The sequence below is a fragment of the Natronosalvus vescus genome, assembly GCF_023973145.1.
GTDB classification, from domain to species: Archaea; Halobacteriota; Halobacteria; order Halobacteriales; family Natrialbaceae; genus Natronosalvus; species Natronosalvus vescus.
In genome coordinates this window covers 2912023-2934664 of record NZ_CP099546.1, presented here as the reverse complement: position 1 = coordinate 2934664, position 22642 = coordinate 2912023, and the positions used below count along the sequence as shown (strand labels likewise).

The 22642-nt window shown below is 58.1% G+C and carries 16 protein-coding genes and 1 tRNA gene; 11 read left to right on the top strand and 6 right to left on the bottom strand.

From position 1 onward, the window contains the following. Nucleotides 1-111: 111 nt before the first annotated feature. Complete coding sequence (locus NGM68_RS14085) at nt 112-1731, bottom strand: S8 family peptidase (RefSeq protein ID WP_252698871.1); 1620 nt, start codon at nt 1729-1731, stop codon at nt 112-114. Nucleotides 1732-2215: 484 nt separating this feature from the next. Then, nucleotides 2216-4060 carry a S8 family serine peptidase gene (locus NGM68_RS14080; RefSeq protein WP_252698870.1) on the bottom strand — a complete coding sequence of 615 codons (1845 nt, stop codon included), beginning with the start codon at nt 4058-4060 and terminating at the stop codon, nt 2216-2218. A 230-nt stretch (nt 4061-4290) separates the two neighbouring features. Here NGM68_RS14080 and NGM68_RS14075 point away from each other — a divergent pair, with 230 nt between their 5' ends. From NGM68_RS14075 to gcvPB, 7 genes are all read left to right on the top strand, one after another. Continuing rightward, entirely contained in the window at nt 4291-4776 is a 486-nt protein-coding gene (locus tag NGM68_RS14075) for an NYN domain-containing protein (protein ID WP_252698869.1), read from the top strand. 71 nt (nt 4777-4847) lie between these two features. After that, on the top strand, nt 4848-5702 hold the full coding sequence (locus NGM68_RS14070) for a TatD family hydrolase (RefSeq protein ID WP_252698868.1): 855 nt from the start codon (nt 4848-4850) through the stop codon (nt 5700-5702). 95 nt (nt 5703-5797) lie between these two features. Then, nucleotides 5798-6376, top strand: coding sequence for a DUF2150 family protein (locus tag NGM68_RS14065; RefSeq protein WP_252698867.1), 579 nt, complete (start codon nt 5798-5800; stop codon nt 6374-6376). 78 nt (nt 6377-6454) lie between these two features. Beyond that, on the top strand, nt 6455-8938 hold the full coding sequence (locus NGM68_RS14060; RefSeq protein WP_252698866.1) for an Ig-like domain-containing protein: 2484 nt from the start codon (nt 6455-6457) through the stop codon (nt 8936-8938). Between the two features lie 147 nt (nt 8939-9085). Next, entirely contained in the window at nt 9086-10423 is a 1338-nt protein-coding gene (hmgB, locus tag NGM68_RS14055; protein ID WP_252698865.1) for a hydroxymethylglutaryl-CoA synthase, read from the top strand. A gap of 229 nt (nt 10424-10652) precedes the next feature. Then, complete coding sequence (gene gcvPA, locus NGM68_RS14050; protein ID WP_252698864.1) at nt 10653-11990, top strand: aminomethyl-transferring glycine dehydrogenase subunit GcvPA; 1338 nt, start codon at nt 10653-10655, stop codon at nt 11988-11990. Continuing rightward, nucleotides 11987-13450, top strand: a complete 1464-nt coding sequence (gcvPB, locus tag NGM68_RS14045) for an aminomethyl-transferring glycine dehydrogenase subunit GcvPB (RefSeq protein ID WP_252698863.1) — start codon at nt 11987-11989, stop codon at nt 13448-13450. The genes gcvPA and gcvPB overlap by 4 nt, the downstream gene beginning before the upstream one ends. A 291-nt stretch (nt 13451-13741) precedes the next feature. On the opposite strand, the gene NGM68_RS14040 is transcribed toward gcvPB, so the two are convergent. The 3 genes from NGM68_RS14040 to NGM68_RS14030 form a co-directional block, all read right to left on the bottom strand. Beyond that, nucleotides 13742-14797 carry a tyrosine-type recombinase/integrase gene (locus tag NGM68_RS14040; protein WP_252698862.1) on the bottom strand — a complete coding sequence of 352 codons (1056 nt, stop codon included), beginning with the start codon at nt 14795-14797 and terminating at the stop codon, nt 13742-13744. A gap of 3 nt (nt 14798-14800) precedes the next feature. Beyond that, a complete protein-coding gene (locus tag NGM68_RS14035; protein ID WP_252698861.1) occupies nt 14801-15169 on the bottom strand; it encodes a DUF5805 domain-containing protein in 369 nt (122 codons plus the stop codon). A gap of 2326 nt (nt 15170-17495) precedes the next feature. Beyond that, complete coding sequence (locus NGM68_RS14030; protein WP_252701458.1) at nt 17496-17654, bottom strand: DUF7838 family putative zinc beta-ribbon protein; 159 nt, start codon at nt 17652-17654, stop codon at nt 17496-17498. A gap of 153 nt (nt 17655-17807) precedes the next feature. Here NGM68_RS14030 and NGM68_RS14025 point away from each other — a divergent pair, with 153 nt between their 5' ends. The 4 genes from NGM68_RS14025 to NGM68_RS14010 all read left to right on the top strand — a co-directional run bounded on the left by NGM68_RS14025 (nt 17808) and on the right by NGM68_RS14010 (nt 21472). Beyond that, nucleotides 17808-18347: a cob(I)yrinic acid a,c-diamide adenosyltransferase gene (locus tag NGM68_RS14025; protein ID WP_252698860.1), complete on the top strand. Its 540-nt coding sequence runs from the start codon at nt 17808-17810 to the stop codon at nt 18345-18347. A gap of 160 nt (nt 18348-18507) precedes the next feature. After that, nucleotides 18508-18582, top strand: a tRNA-Val gene (locus NGM68_RS14020). A gap of 507 nt (nt 18583-19089) precedes the next feature. Continuing rightward, the gene (locus tag NGM68_RS14015) at nt 19090-19827 is read left to right on the top strand and encodes an ATP-grasp domain-containing protein (RefSeq protein ID WP_252698859.1); all 738 of its coding nucleotides are present in this window, start codon (nt 19090-19092) and stop codon (nt 19825-19827) included. Between the two features lie 1228 nt (nt 19828-21055). Further along, nucleotides 21056-21472 carry a TRAM domain-containing protein gene (locus tag NGM68_RS14010; protein ID WP_252698858.1) on the top strand — a complete coding sequence of 139 codons (417 nt, stop codon included), beginning with the start codon at nt 21056-21058 and terminating at the stop codon, nt 21470-21472. 47 nt (nt 21473-21519) lie between these two features. Here NGM68_RS14010 and NGM68_RS14005 read toward each other — a convergent pair whose 3' ends face one another. Next, nucleotides 21520-22569, bottom strand: coding sequence for a tyrosine-type recombinase/integrase (locus NGM68_RS14005; RefSeq protein WP_252698857.1), 1050 nt, complete (start codon nt 22567-22569; stop codon nt 21520-21522). Between the last annotated feature and the right edge of the window lie 73 nt (nt 22570-22642).

Below are 22642 nucleotides of genomic sequence, written 5' to 3'. Positions count from 1 at the left end.
CGTCCACAAACGACGTCAAAAATGGGAATCGGTAGCGGATGTCTGATACGTTGCCTACCCGTTTCGAGTAGCGGTACTCGAGACAGGCGAACGGGGGTGGTGGACGAGTGGTTATTTGCCGAGTTCCTCGACGGTCAGGGTGTAACTTCCCTCGCCGTCGTAGCGGTCGACGAGGATGCCGAAGCTCTCGTCGCCGTCGAGGTCGACGCTGATCTCCTCGTCGGCACCCCAGTTGTACGACCGTTCGTCGTAGTCGGTCGTCGTCGGCGTTCGACCGTCCAGGGTGAGATACAGGTCGAACGTCGCGTTCGACGGCCCATCGAGGGTGATCGTCGCGTGGCACGGATCGTCCGTCTGGAGGTCGTAGGAGTAGGTGTCGCTCGGGTTCCCGTACCAGCCGCCGCTCAGGTGCCCCTCGGCGCTTGCGGTGTTGACCTCGTCACCACATTCGCCTGGGTCGTCGGGATCGTCGGGATCGTCCGGGTCGTCGCCGCCGTCGTCACCTGGATCAGTATTGACTGCGAGATTCGCATCTACGCGACCGTGTCCCTGTTCATCCGCGGGAAGGCCAATGTCGACGGCCGTGTTCTGAAGATGAGAACGAAGCTGGTCGTTCGAGAGGCCCGAATGGGCCGATTTCGCGAGCGCGGCCACCCCGGCAGCGACCGGGGATGCCATCGACGTGCCGGAGAGCTCGTCGTAGTCGTCCCAGTTGACCGTCGAGAGGACGTTGCTTCCCGGCGCAGCGAGTTCGATCTGGCTGCCCTTGTTCGAGTACGATGTGAGAGTTTCGTTTTCGTCCAATGCGGAGACGGCCATCACCGAATCGTACGCTGCGGGGTACGAGACGCTGCCACCGTAGTCGTTCCCGGCGGCGGCGATGAGGAGCGATCCCTGATTGTAGGCGTACTCACAGGCGTTGTTCATCGTATCGGAGAAGCCACCACCACCCAGAGACATGTTGATGACGTCCGCACCCTGGTCACCCGACCACTGGATCGCGTCGGCGATGTCCGTCAGCGACCCGCCGCCACCGTCGCCGAGGGCTCGAGCCGAGAGCATCGAACAGTTCGAGATGCCGGCGTGGCCCTCACCGTTGTCCGTGCCGCCGGCGGCGATCCCACCGACGTGCGTCCCGTGGTTCTCACCCTGCGAAACTGGGTACGGATCGTCGTTGTTGTCGACGAAGTCGTAGCCGTAGTTGGAGACGCTCCCGTCCATGTTCTCCGCGAGGTTCGGATGGTCGTACTGGATCCCCTGGTCGATGATCGAGATCGTGACACCAGGATCGCCGAGCGTCGTGTCCCACGCACCTTCACAATTGACCTGCTGTGGGGCGTACTGCTGGCCGTACATCGGGTCGTTCGGCGTGTAAAGCGCCTCGTAGGTGGCGTTGTCCTCGGCGTACTCCACACCCCGGACGGCCTCGACGCGGTTCTTGACGTTCTCTCTGGCCTGCGCCGACGCCTGCTCTGGAAGTTTGACGGCGACGTAGCCGAGTGTCTCGTTGCGGTGGACGATCTCGGCCTGTTCGGGAAGTTCCGAAGCGAGTGTCGCTTCGGCGTCGGAGACGTTCGCCCCCATCCCGACGACGATTTCGTCTTCTTTTGGCCCTGGCCTACGGCCAGGGGTTGCAACGGTGAGTCCACTGATACCGAAGAAGGCACCGAGTGCACCAGCGGATTTCAGTACGGTACGTCGATCAAAGCCTGGAATGTCATCCTCTGACATGACGTAGTCACGCATACTCACAACTATAATTAAATCCTTATGAAATACTATGGAATTTATTGTCAGAAGATCAATGATAACGATGAATGTCGGTAAGAACAGCCATAACCAGGGTGTAAATGCTAACTGGTGGACGGGTCGTTTACAGACCAGCGACGAACAATCACGTGTACGTTTTTTAATACTATCTGTGTCGTAGTTAACTGAACTCCCGATCCACTATCGTGATCGATTCCACAGAGGAAATTAGGTGCACTACATCATCACAACAACGGAAATCCTGAGATGACGCCACTCGAGCGGTCGGGGCGAGAAGGAATTCGACGACCTACACGAGAGGACGTACGTCCAACGTCCTCGAGTGGACGGGCGATTCAAGCGGCTGTTGTACGGAGTTATCGGTGATCGACAGTTCGACTCGGTAATCACCGAGAAGTGACGACAACGGCTCGAATCAGCGCTAAAGAAAATCGAACGTGAGCGGTTATTTGCCGAGTTCCTCGACGGTCAGGGTGTAGCTACCCTCACCGTCCCACCGATCGACGAGGATGCCGAAGCTCTCGTCGCCGTCGAGGTCGACGCTGATCTCCTCATCAGCACCCCAGTTGTACGACCGTTCGTCGTAGTCGGTCGTCGTCGGCGTCCGGCCGTCGAGGGTGAGATACAGGTCGAACGTGGCGTCCGATGGGCCGTCAAGCGTGACCGTCCCGTGACACGGATCGGACGTCTGGAGGGCGTACGAGTACGTATCGCTCGGGTTGCCATACCAGCCGCCGCTCAAGTAGCCCTCGGCGCTGGCGGTGTTGACCTCAGCACCACACTGGCCTCCGCCGTCGCCACCGAAGCTCACCGTCACCGAATCGGTATCGGTCTGTCCGTCCTCGTCGGTGATCGTCAGGGAAACCGTTACGTCGACTTCCTCGTCCCGCTGGAGCGTGACCGTCGACCCGGTCGCGGATCCGCCCGGTTCGGCGTTCCAGTAGTACTCGGTGATCGAACCGTTGGGCGAACTCGAGCCCGTGCCGTCGAGTTCGACGGCGTCGCCGACGTCCGGGTTCGTATCGCTGACGTCGATAACGGCTGTTGGGGACTCCGGTGGATCGCCGCCCCCATCGCTGACGGCGTTTGCCGCGTCGACGCGGCCGGCACCCTGATGGTCACCGGGGAGACCGATGTCGACCGCGGTCTCCTGGAGGTGTGACCGCAACTGGTCGTTGCTCATCGACGGGTGGGCCGATTTCGCGAGCGCGGCGACCCCCGCGGCGACCGGGGATGCCATCGACGTCCCCGACAGCGCCTGATAGTCGTCCCAGTTGACCGTCGAGAGGACGTCGACGCCGGGGGCGGCGAGCTCGATCTCGGGGCCGCGACTCGAGAAGTTCGCGAGGTTCTCGTTCTCGTCGATGGCGGAGACGGCCATCACCGAATCGTACGCCGCAGGGTAGTTGACGCTGCCGCTGTCGTTCCCGGCGGCCGCGATGAGGAGCGATCCCTGACTGTAGGCGTACTCACAGGCGTTGTTCATCGTATTGTTGAAGCCGCCGCCACCCAGGGACATGTTGATGATGTCCGCACCCTGGTCACCCGACCACTGGATCGCGTCGGCGATGTCCGTCAGCGACCCACCTCCCTGTGAGTTGAGTGCGCGTGCGGAGAGCATCGAACAGTTCGAGATGCCGGCGTGGCCCTCACCGTTGTTCGTGCCGGCGGCGGCGATCCCACCGACGTGCGTCCCGTGGTTTTCGCTCTGGGTGACGGGATAGGGGTCGCCGTTGTTGTCGACGAAGTCGTAGCCGTAGTTGGAGACGCTCCCGTCCATGTTCTCCGCGAGGTTCGGATGGTCGTACTGGATCCCCTGGTCGATGATCGAGATCGTGACACCAGGATCGCCGAGCGTCGTGTCCCAGGCCTCCTCACAGCCGACTTGCTGGGGAGCGTACTGCTGACCGTACATCGGGTCGTTGGGAACGAGCAGTGCCTCGTAAGTGGCGTTGTCCTCGGCGTACTCCACACCCTGGACGGCCTCGACGCGGTTCTTGACGTTCTCTCTAGCTTGCGCCGACGCCTGTTCTGGAAGTTTGACGGCGACGTAGCCGAGTGTCTCGTTGCGGTGGACGATCTCGGCTTGTTCCGGAAGTGCCGGTGTGAGCGTTGCCTCCGCATCGGCTACGCTGACGCCGAGACCAACGACGATTTCGTCCTCTTTTGGACCCGGATTCCGTCCGGGTGTGGCCGTCACAACGCCACCAAGTCCGAAAAATGCACCAAGTGCGCTTGCTCCTTTCAGCACCGATCGTCGATCGAACCCGTAGTTGTCATTGTCTGACATGGTTCGTGTAACTCATCCACAAACACATATTAAACCATTACTAAACTCTGCACAATTTATTAGTCGATAGACAACAAGATATGAAAGTGTACGTTGAATTATCATCATATCGTAATACTCCATCTCGAGCGAACCCGTGTTCAGTCAGTGGGAACCGAACCGTCGAGGCCGCTTTTTCGTCGATTCCGCGGTTCGGTACACCTATTGCAGCGGGCTAACTATCCACCCCTATGTTTGAATCCGTCCGAAATCGGCTGCGGGAAACGCCGTCGACGGACAGCATTGGCCTGTTCGTCGACGGGCCGAACGTCTTTCGCAACGAGTTCGACGTCGATCTCGACGACCTCCGGGAAGCGGTGCTCGAGCGCGGCCGGGTCGGCGTCATCCGGCTGTATCTGGACGAACACGCCACGCCAGGACTCATCCAGGCAGCCGAAGCCCGCGGGTTCGAAGTTGTGATCACGAGCGGGGACGTCGACGTCAAACTCGCCGTCGATGCCACCGCGTGTGTTGCCGACGGACGGATCGACGAACTCGTCATCGCCTCCCGGGACACCGATTTCAAGCCCGTTCTCGAGTACGCCGGTGTCGAAGGGATCCGGACGGTCGCCATCGCCCCCGGCGCGCACGGACGTTCCGACGCCCTCCAGAACGCCGCCGACATGGCGATCACGCTCGAGGGGGAGTCGACGTCTCGTGATACCGCCGAGGGGTAGGTCGCGGTTCACCGCATTGGACGCGATCACAAGTCGATGGCTTTTCCGACCTGGCTCCCAACCCTCCGACCATGATCGATGCTGAGACGCCAGTACTCGACAACCACCTCCACCTCGATCCGGATCATGGGCGAGGGCTCGAAGCCGTCGACGATTTCGCCCGGATGGGCGGAACGCACCTGATCGTGATCAACAAACCGTCGTGGCACCTGGGCGTCGAGGCCGACGCCGGCGAGGACTTTCGTTCAGTCTTCGAGCGAACCATCGAGATCGTTTCCGAGGCGAGCGACCGCCTCTATGGTCGCGCCTGGCCGGTACTCGGCGTCCACCCCGGAATGGTCTCGCGACTGGTCGACGAACGCGGCCTGTCGCCCCAGGAGGCTGCCGAGATTATGCAGAGTGGCCTCGAGGTCGCCGCCGAGTACGTCCGCGACGGCGAGGCGCTCGGCCTGAAATCCGGTCGGCCCCACTACGACGTCAGCGACGACGTCTGGGACGCCTCGAACGCCGTCATGCGACACGCGTTCGAACTGGGGGCCGACCTGGAGTGTGCCGTCCAGCTCCACGCCGAAGCCAGTTCGGACTTCACCGAGGTCGCCGAGTGGGCCGAAGACGCTGGGCTCCCCGCCCACAGGGTCGTCAAACACTACGCCGGTGGCCGTCTCGAGGGGATCACCCCGAGCGTCATGAGCGAGAAAGACCGCCTCGAGGTCGCCGCCGAGCGTGGCGAGCCGTTCTTGATGGAGACCGATTTCGTCGACGATCCCGACCGACCGGGTGCCGTCCTCGGCCCGAAAACCGTCCCGCGACGGGTCGCCTGGCTGCTCGAGCAGGGGTACGAGGGGGCCGTTCGAACGGCTCACGTCGAAACGCCCGAGGTGGTGTACGGGATCGACACGGAGGCGACGCTCGAGCGCGATGCGTGACCGTCCTGTTCCGTTTTTAGGGCCGAATATAGGGTGGCGACTTCACGGGCGAGGTGTAGAGAAAGGCATTTCAAGCGGCCGGTGTAGGTGAGAGTATGAGCAATCCCCCGGCAGAGTTCTATTCCGCAGAACGCTGGCAGAACTGGATCGACCGCCTGGACGACGAAGAGATCGATCCGGAGGACGAATCGTCCGCGCGCTTACTGTTGAACCTGCAGGACGATACCGCGATCGCCGTGGCCAAAATCGTCGCCGCCTACGAAGACGGCGAACTCGAGCAGGAACAGGCCCTCGAGGAGATCGCCGACGTGCGCGAGATCGTCCTCTCGGAGGTCGACATCGACGACGAGGAGACGCGCATGCTCGTCGACGGCGTCCAGACGAGTCTGGTCTGTGTGTTCATCGCCGCCGAGGAGTATGTCGCGAGCGGCCCGGCCGAGGAAGCGAGCGTTATGGATTACATCGGTGCCGCGGCCGACGCCGAGGCCGAGGAAGATCTGGACGCCGCGCTCGGCTATGCGGCCCAGGCGGGGACGCTGATTTTCGACGGCGAAACGCTGGATATGACGATCGCCGAGGAACTCGAGTACGGCCTCGTCACGGAGTGGATCAACGGCCTCGACAGCCTCCAGAGCGCGATGAGCGATCCGGAAGTCGTCGAGGAAGACGAGTAACCAGAGGAGGCTCTTTTGGACGGCTCGAGCGGGGCCTCGAGCCAATAAGCGTTTACGTTATCAGGACTATCACTCCGTATGATAGACCGGGGTGACGAGCGCGCTGTCTCCGCAGTAATCGGAGCCGTGCTCCTCCTCGGAATCGTCGTGACGGCGCTCGCGTTGTATCAGGTGAACGTCGTCCCCGACGAGAATCAGGCGGTTGAGTACGAGCACAACCAGCAGACCCAGAGTCAGCTTCAGGAGCTTCGAAATACGATCGTCTCCGTTCCCGGTGGTGGGAGTGGTGGAGCCGATTCGGTCAGCCTCGGCACGAACTATCCATCCCGAACGATGACGGTCAACCCCCCACCGTCATCGGGAACCCTGGCCTCTGAACCCCTCGGTGAAATCGTCATCGAGAACGCGACCTCGATTGATGGCGACGAGGTACCGATCGAGAACTGGGCGCGTGAAACCTACGGACTCACGTACACGCCAGGGTACAACGAGTATCGAAATGCTCCGACGACCGTTTTCGAGCACGGATTGCTGTACAACCACCATCCGAACAATGCGACCATCCCGATTGACAATCAGATCGTGATCGATGGCGACGAGATCACGATCGTGACGATGACGGGGAATCTGTCGACCTCGAGCAGCTCGACCGTTTCAGTGCAAACGCGGGCGTTCAGTACGTCATCGAATACGGTGAGCGTCGCTCAAGTCGAGGACGACAACCCAATTACGATGACGCTGCCGACGTCGAATTTCGAAGCCTGGAACGCTAGTCTTCGAGAGTCAGATGCGGTACTCGAGGATAGTATCGAGGAAGCCGGGACGTCCGAGCAGCCAGCAATCCGGTTTCAGTTGGTGAATCAATCGTATTCGCTCCGGATGGCCGAAGTCGGAATCGGTGATGCGACTCGAGCGGACGCCGTCGATCGCGTGTCCTACATGACCGTCGTCGACGAGTTCGCACCAACAACAATCGTCGAAGTCCGGGATACGTTCAACAACCCCGTTCGGAACGTCGAAATTACGAATGAAGGGGATGGCGACCTCAGATCGACGTCAACCGGGAGTAACGGACAGGTGCGTATCGGCGAACTCGAGACAGGCGATACCGTGGAATTATCGATCGATGGCTCGGATGTCGATATCGAATTCGAGGTGAGGGCTGGCAGTGGAAGTGGTGGAGAGGGCGACGGCGCGACGCCAGCGTATTGGGTCGATTGGCAGGATCCATCGGGTCAATCGGGTGTGGACGACGAGGAGTGTAGCGCAAACACCTGTGTCGTGACCGGAAACGAAATCGACCTGACGATGGAAACTGACGACGTTGCAGATGGTGCCAGGGTCGAGTTCTCCGTCAACGACACCAGCGTTGGAACCGTTTCCCCGAATACGGGATGGACTGATTCTGCCGGCACGAATACCACTACGTTTACCGTCGACGACGACGCGGAAGACGGTGATAGCGTCAAAGTGTACACCTCGAGCGGGAGCGATGGCGACACAATTGTGCTAACGATCAGCAGAGAGCCGGATGGCGCACTAACCTTCAACGACCAGACAATCCCGCCAGAGGGTGCTGTTGAGGTCGAAGACGTCTGGTTCTCCAATACTGAGAACGGTGATGCGACGATCGTAATCGAAAACTCGAGTGGATACGAAATCGGCTCGAAAACTGTCGAAGAAGACGGATTGTATACGGTTGACCTTGACCATGATGAGTTCAATTCTGGTGAAACGCTGACCGCGATTCTATATGAGGAAGGTCGATCAAACGCTTTAGATAGCGATGCAGCAACAGTGACAGTTACTGACGAACCGACAGCAACAGCGATCGAAAACGCCGGTGCTAGTGATGACCCGATATCCCCAGGCCAAACGACGACCATTACAGCAGAAATCGTCGATCAATTCGGAGATAACTACGAGGGTGAGACGGTGACGTTCACAACAAATGGTGACGGTACCTTGAGTTCTGAAACGGATACGAGTAGTGAGAACGGGATAGTGCAAACCGTTTACGAGGCTGCAGAAACAGACTCAGAGGATGAAGTGACGATCACTATTTCGTCAGAATCACCCGAGGTAGATGATGAAACGGTCACCGTTTCGGTTGTCCCTCAAACTGAATTTGTCCCCAACAGGTACAGAGACGGCGAAGGCGGAGATTCGGACATTCCACCATTCGATGATGATCCAGCAGGCACACTGGAAAGCTTCGTGAATATACAAACCGCAGACAATAGCCCTGCAACGTTCACGTCCGAAAATAACCCCTTCAAAATCGGCACTGCAACTGACGATGTGAATCAAGGTACGTACACATTGGAGTTAGACATAGATGCGAGCATACACCAATCAAGTGGCGAAATTAATGTTGTTATATTCAATAGTGAAGAAAGCGAGATCGACTCGCTGACATTCGACACTGAAGGTCGTGAAACAACGACAACCACTATCGACGTAGAATCTGACGGAGAGACAATCTACGTGCTTTACGAAGCCAGCCATAATCATGACGAATTATCCGTTTACACCCAACGGTTAATATCGGAAGAGGATTGATCATTGTCCGACCACCTCCTTTTGGTTCGAAACTCGCTACAGAGTGTAATCAATGGTCGAAATAACGTTCCTAGTTCCTTAACGTGAACGTCAATCGTCGAAACCACGAACGACAATATCTTGTAGCCTGACTTGTACCCTTACAGTATGACATCCGTCGGTATCGACGCCGTCGAAATTTGGACGGGCAACCTCAAACTCGACTTGCCCGGCACGTTCGCCCCCCAGAAGGGCGAAGACCCCGAAAAGTACACCAAAGGCCTCGGCCTCAACGCCTCCTCGTTCCCCGACAGCTACGAGGACATCGTCACCATGGGCGCCAACGCCGCCTACCGCCTCATGGATCGCAAAGGCCTCGAGCCCGACGATATCGGCCGCATCGACGTCGCCACCGAGAGCGCCTTCGACAACTCGAAACCGGTTTCGACGTACGTCGCAGGCTGCCTCGAGCAGGTGTTCGAGGGCGACTTCCACCACGCGAACAAAGGCGAGCGCAAGTTCGCCTGCATCGCCGGCACGCAGAGTCTGGACGACGCCTTCAACTGGATCCAGGCCGGCCGCAACCGGGGGCGCTCAGCGATCGTGATCGCCACCGACACCGCGCTGTACGCTCGCGGGGACGCCGGCGAGGCGACCCAGGGTGCCGGTGCCGTGGCGATGCTCATCAGCGAGGATCCCGACCTGGTCGAACTCTCGACTGAACAGGGGTACGGCTCGGCCGACGAGACCGACTTCCTCAAACCTAACCAGCAGTTCCCCAGCGTCGACGGCAAGCGCTCCGTACAGGTGTATCTCGCGCGCATGCGCGAGGCGCTAGTCGACTACCAGCGCGAGGCCGGCGATCTCACCGTCGACGATTTCGCCTACGCCCCCTTCCACACGCCGTTCCCAGGCATGGTTCGCAAGGCCGCGCTGCTCGCGTACCGACACGTCACCCGCGACACCGAGATCGAGGAGGAACTCGCCGAGGAGATCGGCCGCCAGCCCCGTGAGGAGGCCTTCGACGACGACGAGGCCTTCCGCGAAGCCATCCGCGAGTACATGGACAGCCTCAAACGCACCGACCGCTACCAGGAGTGGTACGCCGAGACCATCGACCCGACGCTGACCATTTCCAGGAACGTCGGCAACTGGTACACCGGCTCGGTGCACGTTGCCCGCGCGAGCGCGCTCAAACACGCCTACGAGACCGACCGCGACGTCACCGGCGACCAACTGCTCGTGGCTTCCTACGGGAGCGGCGCACAGGCCGAGATCCACACCGAAGTCGTCCGGGAGAACTGGCGCGAGGAGATCGCTGCGCTGAACGTCGACGAACAGCTCGAGGCCCGCTACGACATTAGCTGGGCGGACTACGAGGAGATTCACGACGCCCACAATCACGACATGGACGTCGACATCGAGCCGCTGACGACCCCCGAGCAGGAGTTCGTCTTCGACGGCTGGGGCCGAATGGGCGAGCGCAAGTACCGGTTCGTCGAGTAGGGCGGTTCTCGAATACGGATTCCGTTTTGCAGCATCGACCACTCGAGTGACCACGCACGCAGTGGACGCGTCCACGGCGAGACAGCGATTGCTCCCACGCCGGAGGAAAAAGAGGTGCGTTCATAACCCCGTGCCCCTAACTCTCGCCTAACGTGTCTCGGAACGAAGCCCGCGACCGACCGCCGGTGGAAACGGATGCCTTTTCAGCCACCCGAGACTCGAAGTTGCCATGAACGGAACACGTACCACGGGGAGTCCGTACGCTCCCCACACGGACGACGACACGGCGGCGATGCTCGAGGCGATCGGTGTCGACTCCATCGACGACCTCTTCGACATCCCGCCCGAGGTATGGTTTGACGACGAGTTCGGGATCGAACCGCACAGCGAGCGCGAGGCGCGAGCACTGGTTGGGGATACGCTCGAGCAAAACGACGATCTGATCGAACTGCTGGGACGGGGCCACTACGGCTACTACGTCCCCTCGGTGGTCGACCACCTCGCGGATCGCTCGGAGTTTCTCACCTCCTACACTCAGTACCAGCCCGAAATCTCCCAGGGGTTCTTGCAGGCGCTGTTCGAATACCAGTCCCTCCTCGTCGAGTTGACCGGGCTCGAGATCGCCAACTGCTCGATGTACGACGCGGCGACCGCCCTCGGCGAGGCAGCGACGCTCGCCGACCGCGTTCGCGCCACGTCCGGCCACCGCGTCCTGGTTCCCGACATTTTGCTCGAGGGTCGCCGGAGCACCCTCGAGAACTACGTCGCCGGAACCGACCTCGAGGTCGAGACGTACCCGACGACCGATGGGAACGTCGACGTCGATTCCCTCGAGACGGCACTCGACGAGGACGTGGTCATGTGCTACGTCGAGAACCCGACCGTCCGGGGAACTATCGAGGAGAACCTGGCCGATATCGGCTCGAGCGTGAACGAGGTCGATGCCCTGTACGTCATCGGTTCGGATCCGATCGCGCTGTCATTGCTCCAGCGGCCGGCCGACGTCGGTGCCGACGTCGTGATCGGGGATGCCAGCGTCCTAGGTCTCCCGACCAGTTACGGCATGGGGCTCGGTCTCTTCGCAACCCGTGAGCGCTATCTCCGACAGGTACCGGGTCGACTCGTCGGCGTCAGCGAGGATCAGTCCGATCGTCGCGTGTTCACGCTGACTCTCCAGACGCGCGAACAACACATCCGACGTGAACGCGCCACGAGCAACATCTGTACCAACCAGGCGTGGGTTGCCCTCCGAACGGCGATGCACGCAGCGTACCTCGGGCCATCGGGGCTCGCCGACCTCGCCACTCGCGGGGTACGTAAAGCGGAGGCGGTGGCCGAACAACTCGATGACATCGACGGCGTCGAGGCCCCGGTTCACGACCGTCGACACTTCCGGGAGTTCGTCGCCCGGGTCGATCGCCCCGCCAAAGCGGTCGCGGGCGATCTCGAGGAGCACGGGTACGCGGTTCACGTCGTCGGCGACCACGAGATTCAGTGCTGTATTGCTGGCGTGAGCGACGAGGATATCGATGGGTTCGTCGCGGCGGTGACGGAGGTGGCTCGATGACCGAGCACGCCCCCGAGGCGGCAGGCGAAAACGGCGAGACCTACTTCGACCAGGCTCGCTACGTTACCGACGGCCAGTACGAACCGCTGCTCTCGGAGAAAAACACCACTCGGGTCGCGATCGACGACGACTCCCCGCTGCCCGACGACCTGACGCGGGACAGCCTCGAGTTGCCGTCGCTTTCGGAGCCAGAACTCGCGCGCCACTACACGCGACTCTCACAGATGGTGTACGGGATCGACAACGGCCCCTACCCCCTGGGTTCCTGTACGATGAAGTACAACCCCAAATTCACCGAGGACGTGGCTGCCCTCGAGTCCGGTGCCGTTCACCCCGACCGCTCGCCGGAGACGATCCAGGGAACCCTCGAAATCCTGTACCGTCTGCAGGATTACCTCGGTCGAATCGGCGGGATGGACGCCGTCACGCTCCAGCCACCCGCGGGTGCGGCCGGCGAGTTCGTCGGCATCCGCGTGGCGACCGCCTACCACGAACACAACGGCGAGGGCCACCGGGACGAAGTTATCATCCCCGAGAGCGCCCACGGGACGAACTTCGCGACGGCGGCCCTCGGCGGGTACGATGTCGTCACCATCCCGAGCGACGAGGACGGCCGGGTCGACCTCGAGGCGCTCGAGGCCGCACTCTCGGAGAACACGGCTGCCCTCATGCTGACGAACCCGAATACCCTGGGGCTGTTCGAGGGCGACATTCAGGAGATTGCCGCGATGGTTCACGACGCCGGCGGATTGCTCTACTACGATGGGGCGAACCTCAACGCCTTGCTCGGACGAGCCCGTCCGGGCGACATGGGCTTCGACGTCATGCACTACAACGTGCACAAGACGTTCGCGACGCCCCACGGTGGCGGCGGCCCCGGTGCCGGTCCGGTGGGTGTCGTCGACGAACTCGCACCGTTCCTCCCGAAACCCCGCGTTCGCCACTCCGATGAGGGATACGAACTATTCGATCCCGATCACTCGATCGGTCACGTCCACGGCTTCCAGGGGAACTGGCTCGTCCTGGTCAAGGCATTCGCCTACATCGCTCGCCTCGGTGACGAGGGGCTCACCGACGCCGGTGCGAAGGCCGTCCTCAACGCGAACTACCTCGCGAGTCAGATCGACTACGAGGTGCCGTACGGCCCGTTCCACCACGAGTTCGTCGCCAGCGCCGGTAACCAGGACGCAGCCGACGTCGCCAAACGGATGCTCGACTTCGGCGTTCACCCGCCGACGACGAAGTGGCCAGAGATCGTGCCGGAGGCGCTGATGACCGAGCCGACGGAAGTCGAGAGCAAAGAGACGCTCGATCGACTCGCCGAAGCGTTCGGTCACGCTCAGGCATCGGACGACGAGACGCTCGAGACCGCGCCGAACCGAACCGCAGTCGGTCGCATCGATCAGACGAGCGCCGCGCGGAATCCGCGGCTGTCCTGGCAGGCGCTCGAGGACGAGTAGTCGCTTCCGGTCGTCCGTCTGTTTTTCAGGTTCTGCGTTTCAGTTCACTTCCCGTTCCGAACTCGATCAGTTCGAGGCTCCAGCTGTAATGTAGCGTCCATCATAGCCGACTGAGGCCCAATTCCGTCGTGGAATCACGTTGCTTCGGACTCCGATCTCGAGGCACAGTGGCGACGTTAGCCCTCAGCGTCGCCCCGTCTTGCGATTTGCAGCGATCCATACGGAGAATCCCTGTTAGAAAACAGCCAGGGATTTTGTATAGCGATATGGGGTTTATGAGTAGGGTAGCAGTCACTCACTGAATCGAAAAATGTGACTACGGTACGGTTTTTCGACGAGTTCCTCCCAATCGTGCGTGTATCGATCCATCACGTCACCGACGTCGCCGCGGATGTACTGCACGAGATACGCGTCATCGACGCGCCCCCTTAGCCGCGTGGTGAAAAAGTGCCGGAAGTAGTGGGGTGTCACGTTCTCCTCTGGGCCAGCACCCTCTGCGTACCATCCACGCTGCTCAGCGGCTTCTCGAACGTGTGAATGCACCATATCGACGGTCAATCGCTGTCCACACTTCCGACTCGTACTCACGAACAACGGGTCGGCGTCAGAGGCGGGATCCGGGCGAATCGCCAACCATCGGACGAGCGCTTCCTGTAGTTCTTCGTCGATCGGAATCCGTGTATCGCGATGGCGTTTATTCCCTTCCGCTCGCTGTTCGCCGTTGACGACGCTCCCGACGGCGATGTCGCTGGCCACGAAGAACGAATCGGGGTGATCGCGAACGGCAGCCCGTGGCGGCGTGTCGCGATAGTCGATGATCGCCTCGTGCTCGAGGTTCACGTCCCGCAGATCGAGATTACACAGCTCACCAGCCCGGATCCCGGTCTTCGACAGCATCGTCACGATTGCCTGCCGGAGCGGGTGGTCGATCTCCGCGACGAACGCCCCCATCTGCTCGATGGAGACGTCTCGTCGCGTCGGTGAGGCGTCCCCACGCTCGCTCAACTGTTCCATCACGACGACCATCGGATTCGCGTCGAACGCGCCGACCTGGGCCATATGACTGTAGAATCGGTTGAGGTGGACGGCTTTCGTCCGGATCGAACCAGGGGCATACCCCTCGTCACGGAGGTGCTGAATCCACGAGAGGCAGTCACGTCGCGCGACGTCGTCGAGGTCGGTTGGCCCGCCGTCACCCCGGAGGAACCGCTCGAATTGTCTCAGCGTCGTCTCGTAGTCCGCAATCGTCTTCTGTGACCGGCCGTAGAGGCTGATTTCCTCGAGGAACGTCGCGATCGGGTCTTCGGCATTGGCGTCGAGATCACCGATGGGTTCGGTAGCGTCCATCGGTTACTGCCCCTCCGCAACGACGAAGCCACTCCGACGGACGTCGTAGTCGATGCGCCCCTCGTCGTTCAGGTCGTTGAGTACCTCGGTGACCTGATCTTCAACGTCAGCGGTGACTGCGTCGACGACCTCGTCTTGGGCCAACCCCTCGGCCTCCTCGAGAATTGCGAGAATGCGTTCGTCGAGCGACCCTCGTAGAGAGGCGTCTTCCGGGGTCTCACCCTGGGGGTTGAGGCCGAATTCCCGCCGTCCAGCATTGATCATCGAGCGGATGTATTCGGCCCTGGAGGAGAAGCCCATTTCCTCGGCTTCGTCGTCGTAGATCGCGAGCTGATGTTCGGGGACGCCGACGTTCAGCTTTGGTTCCGGCATGTCTGTCTCGTCGATGGCGACGAACGGGTAGTACTTAGTTGTTGGTGCTTCAGTCGGCCTTAGTTGGATAAGATGGTCTAAAGACTCCTCAATTTGCCCCCTATAGCAGCAGTTTGAACCTCTGTATCAGCCTTAGTGTAGTAATGCCGGTTAGAAGGTGTCGCCAAATACCGTCAATAAATTGACTTCTACGCCGATTACGACTCCATGGTTACTCCCACATCTTACCGAATCAGCCATCAACAATCTTACAATTGATCGGTCGGAATCCGCTCACAAAATCAGTTCAAACTGGCGGCGGTTCCGAAGGCCAGCTTCGAGAGCGACACAGCACCAGCATGTACGACCGCTCTGGTTGACCCAACCAGTATTCAACCGATGTGTCCACACCACTGCTATACGAACGGCGACACCGTGTCGTGGACGGGACGTTTCGCTCGAGTACCACAGTGAACGCCAGTAACGATAGGGATACACACTGGAAATATCGCATCCGTATCATCAACGAACGAACGCGACGTCGGTCAGAATGAGTGCGGGTCAGTTTCGTTCACCGAACCCGACTGAAACGCCGAAAACGCAAGCGAGAGAGACGGTCGAGATCCGAGAAGGAGAACACCTACTTTCGCAGTCTTACCCTGGGGGTAAGATCGGCAGAACAGGGTTGAAACCAGATGCTGCTTGGACGCCCCTTGGCGGAAAACGGCCATGTGATCTGAAAGGTGGAGAGTGGATCACCACCTCGTCGACAAAGTCAAATCGAAACCAACGATTCACTCGGTGAGTGAATCGCACAATCCGACTTCGACCGCGAGCGTATCGACGAATTCGCATTTCCCGACAAATACGATCAATACCCCCAACGAGGCACGCAACGAAGACACGCTGTGGGTCGACAGTTGGAGGCCGAGGGTACGGACAGGTTCCACTTCACGGGCACATCGACCAGGTGAGTGACGGATGTGTGTTGATGCCCTTCCCGCGCTGAAGCACGAGGATTCCTTCGTGGGATAGTGGAGACGGTTTGCCGTCTCGTCATCACGAAAGATCTCGGATCTTTCGAACGACAACAGGTCGTTCTCCGCCCCAGACGGCACACTGACCGATCCACTGGCGGCTGGCTGTGGTCTGTGGGCTTGTGCGTCGAGCCTCGTAAGAGGCGTTGTGTGCTTGGGAATCCACTTGCATCCCACGAACCGTCGGGTGTTAGCGAGAGAGTCCACGTGGACTGGCGTCACCACACGCTCATCGCCTCGACGCACCGCCTACAAACCGAGACCAACCACCGTGGTCGGGACGTTGCCTCCGTCGGGGTCGAGACCGACTCGGCCCTGAACGTGAGAAACCCCACGACTGCAGTCGTGTAGAGGATGTCAAACTGGTTCGGATTCATCATCTCGCTAAAGCACAGGGCGTTCTCTCGAATCCCCGTAATCGACACCCGCTGTGTGACTGGAAGATCCTGACACCCATACAGGCTGTACGATGAACACTAGCGAGACACTGCTCTACCCCGCACTCTCACCAGGGGAGTATCGACGGTTATGACAGGCGAGACCTCGAGACGCTGGAGATGAACTACTCGGAAAAAGTGGGCAATCGGACTAGAAGACATGTGACACAGAGAAATAACACCGATGGGTGCTCGATCGCATATACCAGCATCTCGTGTACGAAAACGACGAATGTGGTGGCGAAGTGTAGGACGAACGGTCGAGCAGGAAGGTTCGAGCTACGGGGGCGACGAAAAGTGAAACCGTGACGAATGGTTCGTGACGGGAATGCGAAGATAATAGGTAGGGAAGAGGTGACAGACGATACCCTCGAGTCCTCACGACAGAATCGGGGCCAGCTGTAAAATGGTTCGAGAGACACTGTCGGTGAAGATCACGCAAAATCCAGAAGTTGAGCGTGCAGCGTGGTGGGTATTGTGCCGGTCGAACGACTCGTCCATCGTATCCCCCTATTCGACCGCTAGAACCGGACGTTCCGACCGAGCAGCCAGGTTACCTCGTCGACTGGCTAAATCCCTCGCAGCGAGAGAGGAAGCTCTCCACCGCTGATTTGCCTGACTGCTTAGCGGATCTCTTTACGGCGAGAAGGATGGTGTTTGTACGTCGAGGCTACACCAATAGCCGGGCAAGACCTGTACAGCTCCGCTCGAGGTCTCTACACCCCGCTCGAGGCAGTATAGCTCCGCTCGAGGCCAGGACAGTCCCGTTTGAAGCGATGCACTCTATAGACCGTCCTGATCGTGATCGTTGAACACCGTACGTAGCTGCCGAGCAGATTCGGTTGAAAACGAGCCCAGAGAGGAATCGATGCCTTAGACCGCGCTCGAGTCGATCCCGTTGATCTCCACGAACCCGTAATCGCAGTGTGGGCAGTGCCACTTGACTTTCTCGCCGAGGTGGAGCGTCGTGCTCGCTGCGCGGTAGAACGTTTGCTCACCACAGTCCGGACAGTCGGCTTCGAGTTCCATCATGGGGCTAGGTCTGGTTCCAGGGATGTTTAACGTACTGATTCACCGTCGTGGCGCGAACACATAAACTGTATGTTGGGATATAGAATTGGGGTGAGGGGTGCAAACGTGCGTTCGTCAATCCCATTAAGTCACCACCGCCCATTGACTCCAGTAATGCCGATCTATACCGGACGCGGAGACGACGGCGGAACGGATCTCCGAGACATGACGCGCGTCTCGAAGACGGATCCCCGAATCGAGGCCTACGGAACCGTCGACGAACTCAACGCGCTCATCGGGACGATTCGACCGACGGGCCACGACGATATCGACGACCAGCTCCGAGCGGTACAGAACCACCTCCACATCGTCCAGGCGGATTTCGCCAATCCAGATCCCGATGAGGACGATCCGATGATCACCGACGACCACGTCGACACAGTCGAGAACTGGATCGACAATCACGACGAAGAACTCGAGCCGTTGCGTTCGTTCATCCTCCCCTCTGGGAGCGAGTCGGGTTCCAGGTTGCATCACGCTCGAGCGGTGTGTCGACGAGCGGAACGACGGGCTGTTACCCTCCAGGAGAGCGAGCCAAACGCAGTGAACGAAGATGCCGTGCAGTATCTCAACCGATTATCCGACGGGTTGTTTACGCTCGCTCGAGTGGTCAACCAGCGCGATGGGTCGGTCGAGGAGTCGCCGACGTACTGAGCGTGTACGTGATTGGTGACAGCGGAAGTCGTGTCTGAGTCGAATTACCCGAGTTCGAGCGTGATGAGTCCAAGGACTCGAGTGGCAGCCGGGATCGCTGGCATCGACGGTAATCGCTGAAAGGAACGCTTAAGTTTCGCCCCCGGATACCATCTCGTGCGGGTTGGTGATCTAGTCCGGTTATGATACCTCCTTCACACGGAGGAAGTCGGCAGTTCAAATCTGCCCCAACCCATACGCTCAGTTCCTTCGCGTGAACCCACAGACGGCGTAGAGTCCCTTATAAAGAACCCTTCTGCCGGTTCTCGGATTTCATGAAGTCACTGCCTTAGCCGTCGAGCCGTAGTGCGATTATACCGAAGAAGACTGGAATGATAACTGTTTCCAACCGTATTCTGTCTTTGGAACCTTTGCCAGCAGAATTTTCCAGCTGGAAGCGCCGCGCCACTACGGCCCTTATCATCAAGTAGGAACCGCGCGTGAGGTTCGCTTTTTGCTGCGCCCATTGCGGACTTGGTCTTGGAAGTTTTTTTGATAGGGGTTATCAACTCAACTCATTATTTCGCATCATATCTCTACAGTAGTTGATAGATTAGATTTGCTAAATACAGAGCGCGAATGTTGCACGAAGGTAGTGATCGCTCAGTGCGGCCGAAGCAGTTGCTGATTGTTTTGACTGCAGTAGCAGGGGGCGAAACTGCACGGAGGATTATTCTGTCTGACACACATACATCTGCTATCGATGAAGACGGCTAACGCGGAGCAAATCGGGATTCTTTGTAAGGGTGATCAGCCGGTCTTCACTGCCGTCGCCAGCCAACTTCGGAAATCGGGATATACCGTTCGGTTCTTTGAGCCGCGATCCGAACTCTCTCCGAGTCACATCGACGATCTTGCTTTGCTCGTCAATAAGCAGGTTTTCCCATTCAATCTCTCCGCTCTCAGGTATGCACGACAAACGGGAACGCCCCTGTGGAACAACCTCGTCGCAACGATGGCGTTGAGTTCACGACTAATTGGGCTACGAGCGCTCGAGGCGGTCGGATTTCGGACTCCTAGACTATCCTTCGAGAAACCCGAGTTTGAGTACGTTGCAAAACCCTACTACATCTGGCATGGCGATCCCGAACTGAACGGCGAGGGAGATTTCTATCAACAGTTGATCCACACGAAGCCTGTCGATTACAAATACTACGCGGTAAACGATGGAACACGAGTCCAGACGGCGGCCAAGCTCGTTACCTCGAAGCTCTATGGCCCCAAACGATTCCTCACTCATGTACGCCCCAGACTGACGCTTACTCGACGTTTGCGTCGTCTCGTCAACCGACTCGATCTCCGGGGCGTTGGGGTTGATCTCGTCAAAGATAACGAAAACCGATACTGGGCCGTAGATGTCAATCTCGCCGCAGGGTACCGGGATAGCGGATTAGAACCCAGTCTCTGTGAGTCGATTAACATGGCTCTTTCCAATCGGTAATCTGAAAATTACCTGTACTGACTGATCGCCACTCTTAGCAAATCGAACTCAACTCATGCAACATTCATTCGGGCCTTCAATTCAGCGCATCAGTTCCAGTACTAATAGGAACTGATAGAGCCAACGGTGATCGGTAAGCACCCGTACATATCGGTTGGTTCCACCCAATGTGATTGAAATAAACGAGGTCAATGTGCTGCATCTATACTCTGTACTGACCGGTCTGTCTCAGCCGTAGTGTCAGGTTCACCCGATAACACATTCACGCTGTGAGTTCAGCAAAAGCTGAACGAACTACCTGATCCCTATCAGAAACGACTTGACCGACTCAGAGCATGAGTTTAGCAATACAGAATCGCATCTTTTACTTTGACCTGTGGGGTTGAGACGCCATCACTGTACCAATTTAGAGCATGTTATTATTAGCTCACCAGAAAGTACTTGCTGGTGACTCTAAGAAACCATATATGAAGCGACGAGCCATCCTCACAGGGATCGGTATTACTGAACTCATATGTAATCTAACCGGTCATATGCAATGACAATGAGTGCTGTAAATGTTGTAGAGAACCTTGTCGTGAATAGCGCAACTGTGACTGCTGTAGAATATATCGTGATGCACTCTGATGCCCCTTCGTTATATGCGCTTGCCAGAGTTATACTCAGACATATTACACTTTTGTTTGTCATGGGCGTACTCTCGGTTATCGTATTCTTGTTTTTCATGAAGTTACTAGGTCATAGGTGAACTGACAGTCGAGGGTTGTTTTCACACGAGTTGCAAATTGTCACTTACCAACCGCTACAAACCCAGCTGTCCTAACCGCTCAGCGAATTCAGTCACGGAACCGAGTTCTCCGTTGTAGTGGGTCTAAAGGTCGCCAGTACTCCGGAAGAACATCGGACACTCGGGGCAGTGGTGGCGCTCAGTACCGACTCTGTACTGAACTTTCATCTTTGCGATGGTCGATCCTGCCGAGTGCCACATTCGCGCCCTGTATTCAGCACGACCCCTGAAACACATCACCGAACAAGGATTGCAACGCAGTCATCTGAGGAGGTGTGGCAAGAGTGGGCGCATTCCCGCTGAACACAAAATTCGAATTCAAGGACGGCGCTCTGATGCCCGGTTTCTTGCTGTCAAATATGGACACAGCGAAAACGCGGCAGTGTCACCGACGGTAGACTCAAGGACTCGTAACCTGATTTTCGAGGTGAGATCTGTTCAATGGAGATTTCTGACCAGCTTCTGTGCATGTTTTCAGGACGCATTGAAGAACGAGATGGATCATATATTATTGAGATTCCGGAACAAGAACTCCGGCTCGGCGATGTAGATGAAGGAATCCCGTACCGAGTTGCGGTGTTGTCTACCCTTGATGAATCAATCGAGAAGCCACAACCAGAACGGGAACCGGAACAGAAAGAGAGCTCGCTGGAGCCGCCCGTGGAAACAGGTGAAACGCGTGTGGTTGATATTGAGGGCATAGGAGAACAAGGAGACGGTATTGCACGTGTTGAGCGCGGCTACGTGGTTATTGTGTCGGATACAGAGAAAGGAGAACGAGTCCGGATAGAAATCAATCAGGTGCAAGAAAACGTTGCGTTTGCTGACGTGGTAGAGCAACTGGATTACTACGAGTAGAGTTCAACGAATCTACTTGGACTGCTGTAAGGGTGGTTTAGAGCACGTCAGATTACCCCCTGATCACCGTCGAAGTGCATTGATGCTCGAGTTTTCATTCTCCCTTCATCGGTAGACTCGTCGTAGTGTTCGTCCAAGATTTTCTGCGACACGTCGAATCGGCCTGATGCCGCTTCGTATGTCCAGTCTTTTTCTTCCAAATGGTACGTGATTGCCGTCCGACGCATTGGGTGTGGAGACAACGACGACGGGCACTTGTTTGATTTGTTGTAATTATACGCCTCACAGTTCTCTATTTCTCGTCCGTGCGGACAACTGTTTGAGTAGTAGCAGGGTCGAGTAACCCCGTAGATCTGCCTTTGAATTGATGAAATCGCATACCGCCCCATACTACTGGTTATCAGCGGCTTCCTGCCATTTTCATCTTCTATTTTGATACGTTTGGTATCGATGTAGTCTTCAATGATTTCCCCGATGCTGGGCCAAACAATCACTTCCCGCTGTCCAGAGGCTTTGTTCTTTAACGGCGTATCCGTATCAGGACGGTGCCTGAATTTGAGAACCCCGTGTTTGCCGTGTTCTCGTTGCTTGACTCTCTCGTAGTCATGTAGATCCAGTCCTCGGAGAGCACCACGCCGACACCCTGTATGCCAGAACACGATGAACATAGTATGACGACTGCTGGCATATTCGAACTTCCGCAAGTATTCCAGTAGCTCTTTGACTCGTTCTGTTTCCATCATATCGTCCCGAGACAGCTCTCCTTTAGCAAAGTCAGGGGTTTTCAGCTTCTCATAGAGGTGTTGATCCTCCCGAGTTGCGTCAATCCGTCGGCAGAATCTGAAGTATGTTCTGAGCGTGCTGAAGTGATTCCGGATGGTGGAGTCAGCTTTGTTCGGATCGTCTTGCAGGAACAGTTTGTACTCGAGCAGAACGGTTCCATCGAGATCCCGGATTGAATCTATCTGGTTGTTTTCGCACCAGGTGGTGAACTGGTTGAGTACGTCTCTGTCTTTGTAGATTGTTGCCTTTGCCCGTTCTCCTTCGCGTTCTCGGATGAATAGCTCGGATACTTTTCGTGGTTGTGTGACAGCCATTGGTTATGGACTCCGCACACAAACTCGATGGACGCGGGCGCGGAGCGCAGCGGAGCGCGGCAGCCAAATCTGC